Here is an 18,035-nt window from a genome sequence, read left to right on the forward strand (position 1 = left end):
TCACCCGAGGATGCCCGGCAGGTCGAGCTGCTTTTCCCGCGCGCAGGCCACGGCGTCCTCATAGCCCGCATCCGCATGGCGCATGACGCCTGTGGCGGCGTCGTTCCAGAGCACCCGCTCCAGGCGCTTCGCCGCCTCCGGCGTGCCGTCGGCGACGATCACCATGCCGGCGTGCTGGCTGAAGCCCATGCCCACCCCGCCGCCATGGTGCAGCGACACCCAGGTGGCGCCCGAGGCGCAGTTCAGCAGCGCGTTCAGCAGCGGCCAGTCGGACACCGCGTCCGAGCCGTCGCGCATGGCCTCGGTCTCGCGGTTGGGCGAGGCGACGGAGCCGGAATCGAGGTGGTCGCGGCCGATCACCACCGGCGCCTTCAGTTCGCCCTTCGCCACCATCTCGTTGAAGGCGAGGCCGAGCCGGTGCCGGTCGCCGAGGCCCACCCAGCAGATGCGCGCCGGCAGGCCCTGGAATTGGATGCGCTCGCGCGCCATGTCGAGCCAGTGGTGCAGATGCCGGTTGTCGGGCAGAAGCTCCTTCACCTTGGCATCGGTGCGGTAGATGTCCTCCGGGTCGCCCGAGAGCGCGGCCCAGCGGAACGGGCCGACACCGCGGCAGAACAGCGGGCGGATATAGGCCGGCACGAAGCCGGGGAAGGCGAAGGCGTCCGCCACCCCCTCCTCCAGCGCCATCTGGCGGATGTTGTTGCCGTAGTCGACCACCGGGACGCCCTGCTTCCAGAAGTCCAGCATGGCGCGCACATGGGTCGCCATGGAACCCTTGGCGGCCTTCTCCACCGCCTTGGGATCGGCGGCGCGCTTCTGCTCCCAGTCGGCGAGCGACCAGCCGGCGGGCAGATAGCCGTTGACGGGATCGTGGGCCGAGGTCTGGTCGGTCACGGCGTCCGGGCGGATGCCGCGGCGCACCAGCTCGGGCAGCAGCTCGGCGGCGTTGCCGAGCAAGGCGACGGAGAGCGGCGTCTTCTCGGCGCAGGACTTTTCGATCATGGCGAGCGCCTCGTCGAGGTCCTTCGCCAGCACGTCCACGTAGCGCGTCTTCAGGCGCATCTCGATGCGGCTCGGCTGGCACTCGATGGCGAGGCAGCTCGCCCCCGCCATCACCGCCGCGAGCGGCTGCGCGCCGCCCATGCCGCCGAGCCCGGCGGTGAGGATCCAGCGGCCGGAGAGGTCGCCGCCATAATGGCGCCGGCCCATCTCGACGAAGGTCTCGTAGGTGCCCTGCACGATGCCCTGGGTGCCGATATAGATCCAGGAGCCGGCCGTCATCTGACCGTACATCATGAGGCCCTTCTTATCGAGGGCGTTGAAGTGGTCCCAATTGGCCCAGTGCGGCACCAGGTTGGAATTGGCGATCAGCACCCGCGGCGCGTCGGCATGGGTGCGGAACACGCCCACCGGCTTGCCGGACTGCACCAGCAGCGTCTCGTCCGCCTCCAGGCGCCTGAGGGTCGCGGCGATGCGGTCGAAGCTTTCCCAGTCGCGGGCGGCCCGGCCGATGCCGCCATAAACCACCAGCTCCCCCGGCTTCTCGGCCACCTCGGCGTCGAGATTGTTCATGAGCATGCGCAGCGGCGCCTCGGTGAGCCAGCTTCTTGCCGACAGCTCGGTCCCGCGCGGGGCGCGGATGCGGCGCTCATTGTCGATGCGCGTCATGGTTCGTTCCTGCTGCGATGAGGGTCAGGCCCGCGCCCGCGCGAAGGCGAGGCAGGCTTCGAGGATTTGCGTGAGGGTGGCGCGCACCGGCGCGGCATAAGCGGGATCGTAGGGCGTCGGCCACGCATCGTCGGCGACGTAGCCCAGCGGCTCGCTCATGTAAGCGCGGCAGGCGAGCTCCATCTGCACCGCATGGACGCCCTCGGCGGGCCGGCCGTACTGGCGGGTGATGTAGCCGCCGGTGAAGCGCCCGTTCAGCACATAGGGCCGCCCGCTCCCGGCGCAGATGTCGCGCACGGTTGATTCAAGCTCGCCGTCGCAGCTCGCGCCCTTGTTGGTGCCGATGTTGAACTCCGGCAGCGTGCCCTCGAACAGGCGCGGAATCACCGAGCGGATCGAGTGGCAGTCATAGAGCGCGATCACCCCATGGCGCGCCTTCGCCGCTGCGATCTCGGCCGCGAGCACCGCGTGGTACGGCTCGAAATAGGCCGCCTTGCGGGCGGCGATGGCGGCGGCGTCGGGGGCGCGGCCCTCGCGGTACAGCGGCTCGCCATCGAAGGTGGTGGTGGGGCACAGCTCGGTGGTCTGCTGGCCGGGATAGAGCGAGACGCCCGAGGGGTCGCGGTTCACGTCGATCACGGTGCGCGAGATCGACGTGCGCACCACGGTGGCGCCGAGGCCGGCGGCGAAGTCGTAGAGCAGGTGGATCCACCAGTCCGCATCCTTGCGGGCGCGTTCCAGGGAGACGAGATCGGGCAGAAACTCGTCCGGAATGTCGGTGCCGGTGTGCGGCAGGCTCACCACCAGGGGGGCGGTGCCGCGGGTCACGCTGATCCAATGGGGATAAGGGGTCACGTCAGTCTCCGCAGATGGAGGGCAGCGCATCGGCGCCCGCCGCCTCGGCCAGCGCGCCGGAGCGCACGAGGCCGGCGGCGGCGGCGATGTCGGGATGGAAATACCGGTCCTCGCCCAGGGTGGGCACGGCGGCGCGCAGCCGCGCGCGCACCCGCTCCAAGGCCGGGCTGGAGGCGAGGCCGACATGGAAGTCGCAGCCCTGCCCCGCCGCCAGAAGCTCGATCGCGACCACCGCGGCGAGGTTCTCCGCCATCGGAGAAAGCCGCCGCGCGCCGTGGGCGGCCATGGAAACGTGGTCTTCCTGGTTGGCCGAGGTGGGGATGGAATCGACGCTCGCCGGATAGGCCCGCTGCTTGTTCTCGGACACCAGCGCCGCCGCCGTCACCTGGGCGATCATGAAGCCGGAATTCAGCCCCGGGCTCGGCGTGAGGAAGGCCGGCAGGCCGGAGAGCGCCGGGTCCACCAGCATGGCGATGCGCCGCTCGGCGAGCGAACCGATCTCGCACAGAGCGAGCGCGATCTGGTCGGCGGCGAACGCCACCGGCTCGGCGTGGAAGTTTCCGCCGGACAGCGCCTCGACGGTATCGGCGAAGATCAGCGGATTGTCGGAGACGCCGTTCGCCTCGATCTCCAGCGTGCCGGCCGCCTGGCGCAGCAAATCGAGCGCGGCGCCCATCACCTGCGGCTGGCAGCGCAGGCAATAGGGGTCCTGCACCCGCTCGTCGCCCACGAGGTGCGAGGCGCGGATGGCGGAGCCGGCCATGAGCACCCGCAGCGCCGCAGCGGTCTCGATCTGCCCGCGATGCCGGCGCAAGGCATGGATGCGCGGATCGAACGGCGCGTCCGAGCCGCGCGCGGCGTCGGTGGAAAGCGCGCCCGTCACCAAAGCCGCGCGGAAGGCGGTCTCGGCGGCGAACAGGCCGGCGAGCGCGCAGGCGGTGGAGAATTGCGTGCCGTTGAGCAGCGCGAGGCCCTCCTTCGGACCCAGCTCCAGCGGCACGAGAGAGGCCCGCACCAGCGCCTCGGCCGCCGGAACGCGCTCGCCCTCCACCAGAAATTCGCCGACCCCGATCATGGCGGCCGCCATGTGCGCCAGCGGCGCGAGGTCGCCCGAGGCGCCCACCGAGCCCTGCGCCGGAACCACGGGGATCAGCCCGCGCTCGGCCATCGCCGCCATGAAGGCCAGCGTCTGCGGCCGGATGCCGGAAGCGCCCTGGGCGAGGCTCGCCATCTTCAGCGCCAGCATCAGGCGGAGCGTGTCGGCCGGCATGGCCTCGCCGACGCCGGCGGCGTGGGAGAGCACGATGTTGCGCTGGAGCCGCGCGAGGTCGGCCGCCTCGATGCGCACGCTGGCGAGCTTCCCGAAGCCGGTATTGATGCCGTAGACCGGCGCGCCCTTGGCGAGGATGGCCTCGACCGCCTTCGCCCCCGCCGCCACAGCGTCCGCGCAGGCGGGATCGAGCGCGAAGGCCGCGCCGGCATGGATCGCGCGCCACGCCGAAAGCGGCACGGCTCCGGGGATAAGGGTGAGGCTCATCGCCCGCCCCGGATGCGCGCGTGAAGCGGGTTCAGCCCCATGCGGTACACCAGCTCCGCCGGGCGCTCCACGTCCCAGATGGCGAGGTCGCAGGCCTTGCCGGCCTCCAGCGTGCCGATGCGGTCGCCCATGCCGAGCGCCCGCGCCGCCTCGCGCGTGACCCCGGCGAGGCATTCGGCCACGGTCATGCGGAACAAGGTGGCGCCCATGTTCATGGCGAGCAGCAGCGAGGTCAGCGGCGAAGTGCCGGGATTGCAGTCGGTGGCGAGCGCCATGGGCACCCCGGCGGCGCGGAACAGGTCCACCGGCGGCGCCTTGGTCTCGCGGATGAAGTAGTAGGCGCCGGGCAGCAGCACCGCGACCGTGCCCGCCTGCGCCATGGCGGCGACGCCCGCCGCGTCCGTGTGCTCCAGGTGATCGGCCGAGAGCGCGCCGAACCGGGCGGCGAGCGCGGCGCCGTGAAGGTTCGAAAGCTGGTCGGCGTGGAGCTTCACCGGCAGGCCGTGGGCCTGCGCCGCCGCGAACACGAGCGCCACCTGCTCGGGCGAGAAGGCGATGCCCTCGCAGAAGGCGTCGACCGCGTCCGCCAGCCCGTCGCGGGCGATGGCCGGCAGCATCTCGTCGATGAGGCGGCGCACATAGGCGTCCTTGTCGCCGTTCGCCTCCGGCGGCAGCGCGTGGGCGCCCAGGAATGTGGTGGCGACGGTGATGGGCCGCGCCGCGCCGAGCGCGCGGGCGGCGCGGAGCTGGCGCATCTCGGCGCCAAGCTCCAGCCCATAGCCGGACTTGATCTCGATGGTGGTGACGCCCTCGGCGATCAGCGCGTCGAGCCGCGGCAGCGCGCTCGCGACCAGATCCTGTTCGCTCGCCGCGCGGGTCGCGCGCATGGTGGAGACGATGCCGCCGCCGGCCCGCGCGATCTCCTCATAGGGCACGCCCGACAGGCGCCTTTCGAACTCGTCCGCCCGGTCGCCGCCATAGACGAGGTGGGTGTGGCAATCGACGAGGCCGGGGGTGATCCAGCGGCCGGCGCAGTCCTCGATCAGCGGCGCGTCGAAGTCGGGCGCCTCCTCGGCCGGGCCGGCATAGAGGATGACGCCGTCGCGGGCGGCGACCAGGCCGTCCTCGACCAGGCCGAGGCCCTCGCGCGCCGGCGCCAGCGTGGCGAGGCGAGCCTTGCGCCAGATGCGGTCGCAGCGGATCGCCGCCCCTGTTGGCATTACGCCGAGCCTCCCCTTCGCGCCGAAATCCATTGGCCCTGACGCCAATAATGTATATACATAAATACGCGCCTTCGCGCTTGTCCAGTCCCGCGTGAGCCCGAGAAGCGATGCCGTCTGCCGCCGCCCGCAGCCTGTGGTTCTCCAGCGCCCTGCTGCCGGAAGGCTGGGCAGAGCGCGTGCGGCTGCGGCTCGTTGCGGGGCGCATCGCGGCGGTCGAGGCGGGCACCGATCCCGCAAACGACGACGAGCGGCACGGCCCGCTCATTCCCGGCCTGCCGAACCTGCACAGCCACGCCTTCCAGCGCGCCATGGCCGGCCTCACCGAGGTGCGCGGACCGGGCGCGGACAGCTTCTGGACCTGGCGCGAGGCCATGTACCGCTTCGTCGACCGGATGGGCCCGCAGGACGTGGAGGCGGTGGCCGCCCTCGCCTTCATGGAGATGCTGGAGGCGGGCTTCACCCGCGTCGGCGAATTCCACTATCTGCATCACGCGCCGGACGGCTCGGCCTATGCCGACCGGGGCGAGCTGAGCCATCGCATCGCCGCAGCGGCGGCGCGCACCGGCATCGCGCTGACCCTGCTGCCGGTGTTCTACGCCCATTCCGGCTTCGGCGGCCTGCCGCCGGGACAGGGCCAGCGGCGCTTCATCAACGACCTCGAGGGCTTCGCCGCGCTGATGGGCTCCGCCCGCCGGGCGGTCGCGGACCTCGATGATGCGGTGGTCGGCCTCGCCCCCCACAGCCTGAGGGCCGCAACCGCCGAGGAGATCGCCGCCCTCGTGCCGCTGGCCGAAGGGGAGCCGGTGCACATTCACGTGGCCGAGCAGGTGAAGGAGGTGGAGGACTGCCTCGCCTTCTGCGGCCGGCGTCCGGTGGAGCGCCTGTTCGACATCGCGCCGGTGAACGAGGGCTGGTGCCTGATCCACGCCACCCACATGAGCGGGGCCGAGACGGCGCGCTTCGCCTTGAGCGGCGCGGTGGCAGGGCTGTGCCCCATCACCGAGGCCAATCTCGGCGACGGCCTGTTTCCGGCGCCGGACTTCCTGGCCCACGGCGGGCGCTTCGGCGTCGGCACCGATTCCAACGTTCTCGTCGATGCGGCGGAGGAACTGCGCACGCTCGAATACGGCCAGCGCCTGTTCCACCGCGCCCGCAACGTGCTCGCGGCCGGTGCCGGCGGCTCCACCGGGCGGGCGGTGTTCGAGGGCGCGCTTCAGGGCGGGGCGCAGGCGCTCGGCGCCCCGGCGGCCGGCATCGCAATCGGCGCGCCGGCGGATTTCGTCACCTTGGATGCCGCCCACCCCGCGCTTCTCGCCCGCAGAGGCGACGCGCTGCTGGACGGCCTCGTCTTCGCTGCCCGCGGCGGCGCGGTGGACGGCGTCTGGCGCGCCGGCCGAAAGTGTGTGACCAACGGCATCCACCACGAGCGCGACGCGATCCGCGGCGCCTTCGCCCGCACCATGGAGACACTGCTGGCGTGAGCGAGGCGGCCGACATCGAAGGCGCGGCGGACGGCGAGGCGGAGGGCAAGGGCGCCCCCACCCTCAACCGGCGCATCCGCGCCGACATCGAGGCCAAGATCCTCTCGGGCGAATGGGGGCCGGGCCACCGCATCCCCTACGAGCACGAACTGATGGCGCAGTATGGCTGCGCCCGGATGACCGTGAACAAGGTGGTGTCCGAACTCGCCGCAGCCGGCCTGATCGAGCGGCGCCGGCGCGCCGGCTCGTTCGTCGCCGCCCCCCGCATCCAGTCGGCGATCCTCCAGATCCCCGACATCGAGGCCGAGGTAACCGCCCGCGGCGAGGCCTACCGCTACGAGCTGCTGCGCCAGGAGCGCCGCCCCGCCGCGCGGTCGGTGCCGGCCGAATGGGCGCTCGCCCCGCGCGGCCGGGTGCTGGAAATCGAGTGCCGCCACATGGCCGGCAGCCGCCCCTTCGCGCTGGAGCACCGGCTCATCAACCTGTCCGCCGTGCCGGAGGCGGAGGCGGTGGACTTCGCCCGGCAGGCGCCCAGTTCCTGGCTGGTGGGCCACGTCCCCTGGACCGCCGCCGAGCACAAGATCGCCGCGGTGAATGCCCTCCCCGAGATGGCGAAGCGGCTCGACATCCCCGACGGCAGCGCCTGCCTCGAACTGGTGCGCCGCACCTGGCGCGGCGACGAGAACATCACCCTCGTGCGCCAGACCTTCCGCGGCGACCTGTTCGACCTCGTCGCCCGCTTCACGCCGGCCCAGACGCCGAACGGCGGCTGAGGCCGCCCGCGCCGCGGGCGCGCGGGACCGACACAAGCGAGACCATGCGGGACTTGGCGGGACCGTGCGGGACTTGGCGGGACCATCTGCCGGTCCCGGCGCGCCGCGAGCCCTGATTTGGGGCGTGCCGGGGACCTGTCGGTCGCCTTGACAGCAATTTTAATTCAATTGTATTAAATGCCGTATGGCCGGTCGGCATCTTGCCCGCCGCGGTCCCAACAAGAATGATCGGGCGCCTGCCCGAAAGCCCGAAACGCCATATCCTTCAACGCCCGAGGTCGAGGCATGTCCGTTCCGCGCGCCGCTGTGCCGGCCGAGCCCCGTTCCGTCCCGCCGGCCACGACGGCGATCGACACCGCCTCCCTGAAGCCGCTCCTGGAGCCGCGTTCGGTGGCCATCGTCGGCGCCTCCACGGTGCCGGGAAAGATCGGCGCAATCCCGGTCGCAATGTTGCGGGAATATGCCTTTCCGGGCGAAGTATTCCCGGTCAATCCCAAGGCGGATGAAGTATTTGGATATCGGGCGGTGCCGGACATCGCGTCGATCCCCTCCGCCATCGATCTGGCGGTGATCGCCATCCCGGCACCGGGGGTCATGGCGGCCCTGGAATCGTGCGCCGACAAGGGCGCGAAGGCCGCCGTGGTGTTCTCCTCCGGGTTCGCCGAGGTGAGCGAGGAGGGCCGCGCCGCCCAGCAGAAGCTGGCCGAATTCGCCCGCGCCCGGGGCCTCAGGATCATCGGCCCCAACGCCCTCGGAGTGGCCAATATCGACGCCGGTCTGGTCGCCAGTTTCTGCCCGTTTTTCAAGCCCCGCTTCGCGCCGGGCGGAGCGGTCGGCCTCGTCAGCCAGTCCGGCGCGTTCGGCGGCTACGTGGCCAATCTCGCCCAGGACCGGGGGCTGTCCTTCACCAAGTGGATCACCACCGGAAACGAGGCGGACGTTGAGGTTGCGGACGGCATCGCCTATCTCGCGCAGGACCCCGCCACCCGCGTGATCCTGGTCTACATGGAAGGCGCCCGCAACGGCGCCCGCCTCGTCCAGGCGCTGGAGATGGCCCGCGCCGCCGGCAAGCCGGTGGTGGTGCTGAAGGTCGGCCGCACCGCCGTCGGCGCCGAGGCCGCCGCCTCCCACACCGCCTCGCTCGCCGGCGCCGATGCGGTCTATGAAGCCGTGATCGCCCAGTGCGGCGCCTACCGCGCCTCCTCCATCGCCGAGTGGTTCGACCTCGGCTACGCCTTCGCCTTCGGAAAGGCGCCAAAGAACAACGCCATAGCCCTCGTCACCGTATCCGGCGGCGTCGGCGTGATGATGGCCGACGAGGCCGAGACCGGCGGGCTCGACACCGTGCCCCTGAGCGCCGCCGCCCAGGACCGCATCCGCGAAATCGTGCCCTTCGCCGGCGCCCGCAACCCGGTGGACGTGACCGGGCAGATGCTCGGCGACCTCGCCGGCTTCGAGCAGATGGTCGAGGTGGTGCTGGCGGAGCATCCGTTCGGCTCCATCGTCGGCTTCAATGCCGGCGCCGGGCACAAGGAGGAGAACGGCTTCCGCATCCAGAAGGTGTGGGAAACCGTGCGCGCGCGCCATCCCGACGCCTATATCGCCATCTCCGGCGCGACCCCGCCGGCGGTGCAGCGGGCCTATGAGGCGGCCGGCTGCCTGGTGTTCACGGCGCCCGACACGGCGGTGGCCACCGCCGCCCGCATGGCGCGCCTCGCCGCCCGGCTCGCGGAGGCCCCCTCCCCCATCGCGGCGCCGGGCGCCCCCGCGGACATCCCGGCCCATGCCCTCAATGAGCACGAGGCATTGGAACTGCTGAAATCCGCCGGCCTGCCCGCCCCGGACGTGCGCGTCGCCGCGACACCGGAGGCGGCCGCCCGCGCGGCCGAGGAGATCGGCTTTCCCGTGGTGGTGAAGATCCTCTCCCCCGACATCCTCCACAAATCGGACATCGGCGGCGTCGCGCTCAATCTCGCCACGGCCCAGGCGGTGCGGGAAGCGGCGGCAACGGTCCTGGAGCGCGCCCGCGCCGCCGCGCCGGATGCGCGCCTCGACGGCGTGCTCGTCGCCCCAATGATGCCGAAGGGCGGCGTCGAGACCATTCTCGGCGTCACGGTGGACCCGGTGTTCGGGCCGATGGTGATGTTCGGCCTCGGCGGCGTGCTGGTGGAGGTGATGGGCGACGTGGCCCTGCGCCGCGCGCCGTTCGGCCTCAAGGAGGCGCGCGCCATGATCGGCGAGATCCGCGGCGCGAAGGTGCTCGAAGGCGTGCGCGGCACCCCGCCCGCCGACACTGAGGCGCTCGCCGCCGCGCTCGTCGCGCTCTCGCGCTTCGCCGCCGCCAATGCGGACCGGATCGAGAGCATCGACGTGAATCCCTTCCTCGTCTTCCCCAAAGGCCGGGGCGCGGTGGCGCTCGACGCCGTCATCGTTCCTGCCGCCGGAAGGGCCGCCTCATGAGCATGCCGGAAACCATGGACGCTTTGGTCTGCACCGCCCACGGCGACCCCTCGGGACTTGCCGTCGCGCCCGCCGCCGTGCCAGTGCCGAAGAAGGGGCAGGTGCTGATCGCGGTGGAAGCCGCCGGCATCTCCTATGTGGACGTGCTGATGGCGCGCAACGCCCACCAGAACAAGCACGAGGTGCCCTTCTCCCCCGGCATGGAGGTCGCGGGCCGCATCGAAGCCTTGGGCGAGGGCGTCACCGGCTTTTCGCCCGGCCAGCGCGTCGCCGCGCTGGTCTATGACGGCGGCCATGCGCCCTTCGTCGCGGCGAGCGTCACGGAAACCTTCGCCCTGCCAGAGGGATGCGATCCGGTGCGCACGGCGGGCCTGCTCTCGGTGGCGCTCACTGCCGACCTGGCTCTGGCGGAACGGGCCCGGCTTCAGCCGGGCGAAACGGTTCTGGTCGGCGGCGCCGCCGGCGGCGTCGGCATCTGCGCGGTCCAGCTCGCCCGGCACATGGGGGCCCGCGCCATCGCCGCCACCAGTTCCGAGGAGCGCAATCCGGTGGCCATGGCGGCCGGCGCCCATGCGGCCCTCATTTATGGCGAGGCGTTCCGCGAGCGATTCCAGGCGCTGAATGGCGGGCGCGATGCGGACGTGATCGTCGATCCCGTGGGCGGCGCCTTTGCCGAGGCTGCCGCGAACCTTCTGGACTGGGACGGGCGCTATGTGGTGATCGGCTTTGCCGGCGGCGCCGTGCCGAGCTTCGCCGCCAACCGGCTGCTGGTGAAGAACCGGGCGGTGCTCGGCATGGTGCTCGGCTATTATCGCTGGCAGAAGCCGCAAGTGCTTGCTAGATCGGCGGAACGGGTTCTGGCGGCGATCGCCGCCGGCGCCCTCGACGGGCCGCTCACCATCGTGGACGGCCTCGGCGCGGTGCCCGAAATCCTCGGCCGCATCGCCGCCCGCCAGCAGCTGGGAAAGGCCGTGGTGCGCCTATGACGACGACCGAGACGACCACCGAAGGGCACGCGGACGATCTGGTGCTGGCCGAGCGGCGCGGCGCCGTGCTCCTCATCACCCTCAACGAGCCGAAGCGCCGCAACGCGCTCTCGCTCGGCCTGCGCGAGGCGCTGCACGACCGCCTCGCCGAGGGCATGGAGGATGGCGCGGTGCGCGCCATCGTGCTCACCGGCGCCGGAGGCACCTTCTGCGCGGGCGGCGACATCTCCATCATGAAGCCGGGCGCCGGCATCGCCAGCCGCGACCGGGTGGAGCGGCTGCAGCGCATCACCCGCCTGCTGGTCGGCGGGCCGAAGGTCGTGGTGGCGGCGGTGGAGGGCCACGCGGCGGGCGCGGGCCTCGGGCTCGCGGCGGCGTGCGACATCGTGGTGGCGGCCGAGACCGCGCAGTTCGTCAGCGCCTTCGGCCGCATCGGCCTGATGCCGGACATGGGCGCGCTGTGGACCCTGCCGTGGCGCATGGGTCCGGCGCCGACGCGGCGCATGGTGTTCCTCGGCCAGGCCTTCTCCGGCGCCGAGGCAGCCGGGAACGGCCTCGCCGACATCGCCTGCCCGGCCGGCGCGGCGCTGGAGGTGGCGCTGGCGCGGGCGCAGGAGATCGCGGACGGCCCGACGCGCGCGTTCGGCCTCGCCAAATCCATGCTGGCGCGCCACCCGGCCTCGCTCGACACCTTCCTGCGCGCGGAGGCCGACGGCCAGGGCCTGCTCTTCACCTCGGACGACTTCGCCGAGGGGCAGAAGGCCTTCTTCGAGAAGCGCGCGCCCGCCTTCAAGGGCGCCTGAGGGCATCCCCGGCGCCGTGTCGCAAGCCCGACACGGCGGGGCTGGGACATCACCGAAGACCCGGCCGAAGCGTGCAGCCACGCCGCTGGCGCGCATATTGCCTGCCCCATGAGCCAGGACCGCCCGCCGGCGCGGCCCGCTTGCGCGCGGAAAGGCTGCCTCATGACCGAACTCTTCGCCATCTGCTCCACCTGGGAGGTGGATGACGCCAGCGCCCGCGGCTTCGTGCTGGCGAAGCGCGATGAGGCCGGCGCCATCACGCGCTGGCCGATCCTCGTCACCCGCAAGGGCAACAATTTCTACGGCTTCGAGAATGCCTGCCCGCACGAGGGCGGCCGGCTCGACACCGTGCCCGGCGAGTTTCTGGACGAGGACGGCAACTTCCTCACCTGCGGCCGGCATAATGCGCAGTTCGACCTCGACACCGGCCACTGCTTCATCGGCCCCTGCCAGGGCAAGGCGCTCACCGCGATCCCGCTGATCATCGACGACGGCGACATCTGCCTCGCCGGCGTCGACCTTGCCGACGAGGACGGCATGGACATCGACGACCCGAACGCGGTGCCGGAGGTGATGATTACGGGCGATTGAGCAAGGTCAGAGCGCGACGGCGGCGTGGATGGCGCGGCAATGGCGCACGAGGTTCGCGTTGGCGTCCACGAACGCCTTCAGGGGCGTCGGGATATCGTAGAAGAAGATGTTGGCGATGAAGCCGTAGATGGCCGCATCCAGGCTGGTGGGCGCCGGCCGGAACACGAAGCCCTCGGCCGGCACGAGGTTCGCCAGCACGCCGAGATCCTTCAGGCCGCGCGCATAGGCCTCCGGCGGGTCGTAGCGGCCGATGCCCTGGAAATGATAGCGCTTGGCGTTGAACTCCTTGGCCGCAACGAGGTCTTCGTCGGTCAGGCGCGGGTGCTCGCGCTTCAGCGCGGCGGCGAACAGCGGCCAGAAGGCCTCGTCCTTCCAGCGCGAATAGGACATCACCCAATAAAGGTCGTCCAGCAGCCGCAGGACGAGGAGCGCCATGTCGCGCTGGGCGGGGGTGAGGCCGGCGTCGAGCGTCACGCCGTATTTGCGCGTCGCATGAGCGATGATCGCTTCGCTGTCGCCGATCCTCTCGCCGTCGTCGGTGGCATAGGGCAGCTGGGCGCGCGGCGCCTGCGAGGCGTCGAACAGGTGCTCGTGCACGAACGGCACGCCGGCGAGCTTCAGGAAGGCATAGACTTTCAGTCCGTAGCCGTTGTTGTCGGCGACGCCGAAGAGCGAGGGGTAGGAATAGAGGGTGAGCATGGGGGGCTACTTGCGTTCGGAGCAGTGGGGCGAGGGATGGCCGGGCGGCGAATCTCAAGCGCGCTACGACTGCGCCAGCAATTGAAGCGCGCGACGTCGGCGCGCCATTATACGGCGCGCGATATCCATCTGCTCTTCGAACTCAGGGTCGTAGATCGTAAGCCGATAGCCGTCCGGCGTCTCGGTGAGATAGAGCCGGTCGCCCTGTCCCACCTTCAGGCGCTGGAGCACTTCCTGGGGGATGATGGCTGCGACGGAATTGCCGACCTTGGTGAGCTTTATAGCGACCATAACGATGCCCACGGCACTCGAAGAGTTCTCATGGAAACTAATGTACTGACCTTACCGAGCATGAAGCAAATCGGTGTTGGCAGCAACAAACGCAAATGCCCAGGGTGACCCCTGGGCATCCGCACCTGCTGCAAAGGCGATCCGACGGACGATGTCGTCCGTCATTTGCCCTTTTTGTTAGGCGCCTGCGTCAACGCAGAGGCCGCTACCGACTTCTCAGCTTTTGTCGCCTTCGAGTCGCGCAGAATCTGCGATGCCTTTGAGGCGACGGACTTCGACGTGGTCTCGTTCTTTGCCATATCTAATAGCTTTCGAATGAGGGACCATGGTTTCCGCTGGACGCCCTTGGCCAGAATCAATACGGTCTGATTGCTAGGAAGACGTATAGCTTCGGCTTACGTTCGCCCCCACAAGTGCCATGGCACTACTTCGTGGGTAGAAGCGCTGGAGCAATTGCTCCAGCGCTTTTTTCTTTGCAAAGTTGTATCTCGTTTTGTTCTCCAAAATTTATAAGCCATCCCGAGCAAAGCTCGGGATGGCTTTTTCTTCTCAGCTGCACCCGGTCGTCCCGCCGCACGTGTCGCACTTCAGGCACGTGCCGTTGCGCACGAGGGTGAAGTTCATGCACTCGGGGCAGGCCTCGCCCTCATAGCCCTTGGCGCGGGCTTCGGCCCTCGCCTCGGCCTTGCGGGCGGTGGCGGACCAGGGGAGCGACTTCTCCATCAGGCTCTCCACCGCGGCCTCGATCTCCTCCGGTTCGGGGGCGGGATCGAGCAGCTGCGTGGTCTCGCCCTTGAGGGCGGTCGCGCCGTCGGTCCAGGCGCGCAGCACGGTGACGTTGTCGCCCGCCCCGCGCGGCTCGCCGGCGGGCTGGGTCGCAAGCAGGCTCACCGTCTTGCCGCGCACCAGGCCCTTGGAGACCACGCGGGAGGCCGGATTGGAGGGCGCCTTGCCCTCGTCCACGCCCTTGCCGAGGGCGTCGAAGCCGGTCTCGGTCAGGTCCACATGGCCGAGGTCGCTGCGGCCGAGATAGCTCACCGCCAGCTCGCGGAACACGTAGTCCAGCATGGAGGTGGCGTACTTGATGGTGTCGTTGCCCTGCACCGGCCCCGCCGGCTCGAAGCGGGTGAAGGTGAAGGCGTCCACATACTCCTCCAGCGGCACGCCGTACTGGAGGCCCAGCGAGATGGCGATGGCGAAGTTGTTGAGCAGCGAGCGGAGCGCCGCGCCCTCCTTGTGCATGTCGATGAAGATCTCGCCGAGCCGGCCGTCATCGTACTCGCCGGTACGCAGATAGACCTTGTGGCCGCCCACCACCGCCTTCTGGGTGTAGCCCTTGCGGCGGTCGGGCATCTTCTCGCGCTCGCGCACCCGGTGCTCGACGATGCGCTCCACCACCCGTTCGACGATCTTCTCGGTGACGGCGGCGGCGCGCGCCGCGTTCGGCTGGGCCACCAGCGCCTCGACAGCGTCGTCCTCCTCCTCGTCGTCCGCCACCAATTGGGCGTTGAGCGGCTGGGAGAGCTTGGAGCCGTCGCGATAGAGCGCGTTGGCCTTCAGCGCCAGGCGCCAGGAGAGCAGGTAGGCCTCCTTGCAGTCGTCGACGCTCGCCTCGTTGGGCATGTTGATGGTCTTGGAGATGGCGCCCGAGATGAAGGGCTGCGCCGCCGCCATCATGTGGATGTGGCTTTCCACCGAGAGATAGCGCTTGCCGATGCGCCCGCACGGCGAGGCGCAGTCGAACACCGGCAGATGCTCGCGCTTCAGATGCGGGGCGCCCTCAAGGGTCATGGCGCCGCAAATGTGGACGTTCGCGGCCTCGATCTCGCTCTTGGCGAAGCCGAGGAAGGCCAGCAGGTCGAACTTCGGGTTCGCCAGTTCCTCCGCCGGCACCTTGAGCGCCTGGCTGAGGAACTCCTCGCCGAAGGTCCACCGGTTGAAGGCGAACTTGATGTCGAAGGCGGTCTTCACCGCGGCTTCCGCCTTCTGGATCGCCTGATCGTCGAAGCCCTTGGCGCGCAGGGTCGTATGGTTGATGGCGGGCGCCTGGGCGAGCGAGCCGTGGCCCACCGCATAGGCCTCGATCTCGGCGATCTCGGCTTCCCCGTAGCCGAGCGCGCGCAGCGCCTCGGGCACGGCGCGGTTGATGATCTTGAAGTAGCCGCCGCCGGCCAGCTTCTTGAACTTCACCAGCGCGAAGTCGGGCTCGATGCCGGTGGTGTCGCAGTCCATCACGAGGCCGATGGTGCCCGTGGGGGCGATCACCGAGACCTGCGCGTTGCGGTAGCCGTGCGCCTCGCCCAGTTCGAGCGCCTTGTCCCACGCCGCGGTGGCGGCGGCGACCAGGCGGGCGTCCGGGCAGGAGGCGTGGTCGAGCGGCACGGGCGCGACCGACAGCGCCTCATAGCCGTCCGCAAGGCCGTGGGCGGCGCGGCGGTGGTTGCGGATCACCTTGAGCATGGTCTCGGCATTGGCGCCGTGGGCCGGGAACGGCCCCAGCTCCTTCGCCATCTCGGCGGAGGTGGCGTAGCACACGCCGGTCATGATGGCGCTGAGCGCGCCGCAGATGGCGCGGCCCTGCGGCGAATCGTAGGGAATGCCGGACGACATCAGCAGGCCGCCGATGTTCGCATAGCCGAGGCCGAGCGTGCGGTACTCGTAGGAGAGTTCGGCGATGCGGCGCGAGGGGAACTGCGCCATCAGCACCGAGATTTCCAGCACCACGGTCCACAGCCGCACGGCGTGCTCATAGCTCGCCACGTCGAACTGCTTGTTCGCGTCCCTGAACTGGAGAAGGTTCAACGAGGCGAGATTGCAGGCCGTGTCGTCCAGGAACATGTATTCCGAGCACGGATTGGACGCGCGGATCTCGCCGCCCGCCGGGCAGGTGTGCCAGTCATTGACCGTGGTGTGGAACTGGATGCCGGGGTCGGCGCAGTGCCAGGCGGCGGCGCCGATCTTCTCCCACAGCTCGCGCGCCTTCACGGTCTTCGCCAGCTTGCCGTCGGTGCGGCGGATCAGGTTCCAGTCCGCATCCGCCTCCACCGCGCGCAGGAAGTCGTCGGTGACGCGCACGGAATTGTTGGAGTTCTGGCCCGCGACCGTGATGTAGGCTTCGCCGTCCCAATCGGTGTCGTAGATGGAAACGTCGATGTCCTTGTAGCCCTGGCGGGCATACTGGATCACGCGGCGGATCGCGGCGTCGGCGATCGCCACCTTGCGGGCCGCCTTGATCTCGCGCTTCAGCGCCGGGTTCTTCTCGGGATCGAAGCAGGCATCGCCCTCGCCCTCGCAGTTCACGCAGGCCTTCATGATGGCCTTGAGGTGCTTGGCGTTGAGCTTGGAGCCGGTGACGAGCGCGGAGACCTTCTGCTCCTCGATCACCTTCCAGTCCACATAGGCCTCGATATCCGGATGGTCGGCGTCGACCACCACCATCTTGGCGGCGCGGCGGGTGGTGCCGCCGGACTTGATGGCGCCCGCCGCGCGGTCGCCGATCTTGAGGAAGCTCATGAGGCCAGACGAGCGGCCGCCGCCGGACAGCTTCTCGCCCTCGCCGCGCAGCGCCGAGAAGTTGGAGCCGGTGCCGGAGCCGTACTTGAACAGGCGCGCCTCGCGCACCCACAGGTCCATGATGCCGCCGTCGCTCACCAGATCGTCGCTGACCGACTGGATGAAGCAGGCGTGCGGCTGGGGATGCTCATAGGCCGAGGTGGAGGCCGTCAGCTCGCCGGTCTGGTAGTCCACATAATAGTGCCCCTGCCCCGGCCCATCGATGCCGTAGGCCCAGAACAGGCCGGTGTTGAACCACTGCGGCGAGTTGGGCGCGGCCATCTGCATGGCGAGCATGTAGCAGTGCTCGTCGAAGAAGGCCTGGGCGTCGGCCTCGGTGTCGAAATAGCCGCCCTTCCAGCCCCAATAGGTCCAGGTGCCGGCGAGGCGGTCGAAGACCTGGCGGGCGGAGGTCTCGCCGACGAGACGCTCCTTCTCCGGCAAGGCCGCGAGCGCGGCCGCGTCGGGCACCGAGCGCCACAGGAAGGAGGGAACCGAATTCTCCTCCACCTTCTTCAGGCGCGCGGGCACGCCGGCCTTGCGGAAATACTTCTGCGCCAGGATGTCGGAGGCCACCTGCGAGAATTGCGCGGGCACCTCGATGCCCTCCTGGCGGAACACCACCGATCCGTCGGGATTCCTGATCTCGCTCACGGTCTCGCGGAAGGGGATGTCCGCGTAGGGGGAACGACCCTCTTGCGTGTAGCGGCGTTCAACGCGCATGACCGGTGCTCCTTCGGCTCGGCCCCCGCATGGGACGAGCAGTCTAGCAAGTGAATAGGCGGCCGTGACGAGGCCACGACGTGACGAGACTGCGGGTGCGGCGCCGCGCGCCGTCCCGGGACAAGGACCGCAGTGTTCGGAAGAACGGGACGTCCTCTTCCGGCCTTCGGCCGATCGGGAATGCCCGCCGTTCAGGAGACGAACGCTAGAGCGAGTCTCCGCCGTCCGTCAAACACTGTTTCGCCTTGATCTAGGGTGCGCAGGTGCCGTCACCCACTATATATGGTGCGCGCCCAACCGTTAACAAATCCCTAGCGGCCTTGCTTTCCGGCCGTTCCCGGCTTCGTGACACGCCGATCATGCACGAGCGGAGCGCACAGGATCTTCACCATC

13 protein-coding genes are annotated in these 18,035 nt (G+C 70.0%); 6 read left to right on the forward strand and 7 right to left on the reverse strand.

The features are described from left to right. Genes hutU through hutI form a run of 4 tightly spaced genes read right to left on the reverse strand, consistent with a single transcriptional unit; the run spans position 1 to position 5,280 of the window. Complete coding sequence (gene hutU, locus D9R14_RS13945) at positions 1-1,668, reverse strand: urocanate hydratase (protein WP_121623947.1); 1,668 nt, start codon at positions 1,666-1,668, stop codon at positions 1-3. A 24-nt stretch (positions 1,669-1,692) separates the two neighbouring features. Beyond that, the gene (hutG, locus tag D9R14_RS13950; RefSeq protein WP_245420808.1) at positions 1,693-2,523 is read right to left on the reverse strand and encodes an N-formylglutamate deformylase; all 831 of its coding nucleotides are present in this window, start codon (positions 2,521-2,523) and stop codon (positions 1,693-1,695) included. 1 nt (position 2,524) lies between these two features. Continuing rightward, positions 2,525-4,060 (reverse strand): histidine ammonia-lyase, encoded by a 1,536-nt coding sequence (gene hutH, locus D9R14_RS13955; protein WP_121623949.1) that lies wholly within the window; start codon positions 4,058-4,060, stop codon positions 2,525-2,527. After that, the gene (hutI, locus tag D9R14_RS13960; RefSeq protein ID WP_210210853.1) at positions 4,057-5,280 is read right to left on the reverse strand and encodes an imidazolonepropionase; all 1,224 of its coding nucleotides are present in this window, start codon (positions 5,278-5,280) and stop codon (positions 4,057-4,059) included. The genes hutH and hutI overlap by 4 nt, the downstream gene beginning before the upstream one ends. Before the next feature lie 110 nt (positions 5,281-5,390). Here hutI and D9R14_RS13965 point away from each other — a divergent pair, with 110 nt between their 5' ends. From D9R14_RS13965 to D9R14_RS13990, 6 genes are all read left to right on the forward strand, one after another. Next, positions 5,391-6,764 (forward strand): formimidoylglutamate deiminase, encoded by a 1,374-nt coding sequence (locus tag D9R14_RS13965; RefSeq protein WP_121623950.1) that lies wholly within the window; start codon positions 5,391-5,393, stop codon positions 6,762-6,764. A 14-nt stretch (positions 6,765-6,778) separates the two neighbouring features. Next, complete coding sequence (gene hutC, locus D9R14_RS13970) at positions 6,779-7,537, forward strand: histidine utilization transcriptional repressor HutC (RefSeq protein WP_121624054.1); 759 nt, start codon at positions 6,779-6,781, stop codon at positions 7,535-7,537. A gap of 285 nt (positions 7,538-7,822) precedes the next feature. Continuing rightward, positions 7,823-9,997 carry an acetate--CoA ligase family protein gene (locus D9R14_RS13975; protein ID WP_121623951.1) on the forward strand — a complete coding sequence of 725 codons (2,175 nt, stop codon included), beginning with the start codon at positions 7,823-7,825 and terminating at the stop codon, positions 9,995-9,997. Next, the gene (locus tag D9R14_RS13980) at positions 9,994-10,983 is read left to right on the forward strand and encodes an NADPH:quinone oxidoreductase family protein (protein ID WP_121623952.1); all 990 of its coding nucleotides are present in this window, start codon (positions 9,994-9,996) and stop codon (positions 10,981-10,983) included. Before D9R14_RS13975 ends, D9R14_RS13980 begins: the two co-directional genes overlap by 4 nt. Next, positions 10,980-11,786: an enoyl-CoA hydratase/isomerase family protein gene (locus D9R14_RS13985; protein WP_121623953.1), complete on the forward strand. Its 807-nt coding sequence runs from the start codon at positions 10,980-10,982 to the stop codon at positions 11,784-11,786. The genes D9R14_RS13980 and D9R14_RS13985 overlap by 4 nt, the downstream gene beginning before the upstream one ends. A gap of 162 nt (positions 11,787-11,948) precedes the next feature. Next, entirely contained in the window at positions 11,949-12,377 is a 429-nt protein-coding gene (locus tag D9R14_RS13990; RefSeq protein ID WP_121623954.1) for a Rieske (2Fe-2S) protein, read from the forward strand. Positions 12,378-12,383: 6 nt separating this feature from the next. Here the strand turns inward: D9R14_RS13990 and D9R14_RS13995 are convergent, their stop codons facing one another. The 3 genes from D9R14_RS13995 to D9R14_RS14005 form a co-directional block, all read right to left on the reverse strand. Then, positions 12,384-13,076, reverse strand: a complete 693-nt coding sequence (locus D9R14_RS13995; protein WP_121623955.1) for a glutathione S-transferase family protein — start codon at positions 13,074-13,076, stop codon at positions 12,384-12,386. A 63-nt stretch (positions 13,077-13,139) separates the two neighbouring features. Further along, on the reverse strand, positions 13,140-13,367 hold the full coding sequence (locus tag D9R14_RS14000) for an AbrB/MazE/SpoVT family DNA-binding domain-containing protein (protein ID WP_121623956.1): 228 nt from the start codon (positions 13,365-13,367) through the stop codon (positions 13,140-13,142). A 549-nt stretch (positions 13,368-13,916) separates the two neighbouring features. Beyond that, on the reverse strand, positions 13,917-17,642 hold the full coding sequence (locus D9R14_RS14005) for a vitamin B12-dependent ribonucleotide reductase (protein WP_121623957.1): 3,726 nt from the start codon (positions 17,640-17,642) through the stop codon (positions 13,917-13,919). Positions 17,643-18,035 lie beyond the last annotated feature (393 nt).

This window comes from Xanthobacter tagetidis, assembly GCF_003667445.1.
Classification (GTDB): domain Bacteria; phylum Pseudomonadota; class Alphaproteobacteria; order Rhizobiales; family Xanthobacteraceae; genus Xanthobacter; species Xanthobacter tagetidis.

Coding starts and splice junctions, on each gene's coding strand:
- D9R14_RS13980 (WP_121623952.1), top strand. CDS start 9,994: ATGAGCATGCCGGAAACCATGGACGCTTTGGTCTGCACCGCCCACGGC.
- D9R14_RS13990 (WP_121623954.1), top strand. CDS start 11,949: ATGACCGAACTCTTCGCCATCTGCTCCACCTGGGAGGTGGATGACGCC.
- D9R14_RS13965 (WP_121623950.1), top strand. CDS start 5,391: ATGCCGTCTGCCGCCGCCCGCAGCCTGTGGTTCTCCAGCGCCCTGCTG.
- hutH (WP_121623949.1), bottom strand. CDS start 4,060: ATGAGCCTCACCCTTATCCCCGGAGCCGTGCCGCTTTCGGCGTGGCGC.
- D9R14_RS14000 (WP_121623956.1), bottom strand. CDS start 13,367: ATGGTCGCTATAAAGCTCACCAAGGTCGGCAATTCCGTCGCAGCCATC.
- hutI (WP_210210853.1), bottom strand. CDS start 5,280: ATGCCAACAGGGGCGGCGATCCGCTGCGACCGCATCTGGCGCAAGGCT.
- hutU (WP_121623947.1), bottom strand. CDS start 1,668: ATGACGCGCATCGACAATGAGCGCCGCATCCGCGCCCCGCGCGGGACC.
- D9R14_RS13985 (WP_121623953.1), top strand. CDS start 10,980: ATGACGACGACCGAGACGACCACCGAAGGGCACGCGGACGATCTGGTG.
- D9R14_RS13975 (WP_121623951.1), top strand. CDS start 7,823: ATGTCCGTTCCGCGCGCCGCTGTGCCGGCCGAGCCCCGTTCCGTCCCG.
- D9R14_RS13995 (WP_121623955.1), bottom strand. CDS start 13,076: ATGCTCACCCTCTATTCCTACCCCTCGCTCTTCGGCGTCGCCGACAAC.
- D9R14_RS14005 (WP_121623957.1), bottom strand. CDS start 17,642: ATGCGCGTTGAACGCCGCTACACGCAAGAGGGTCGTTCCCCCTACGCG.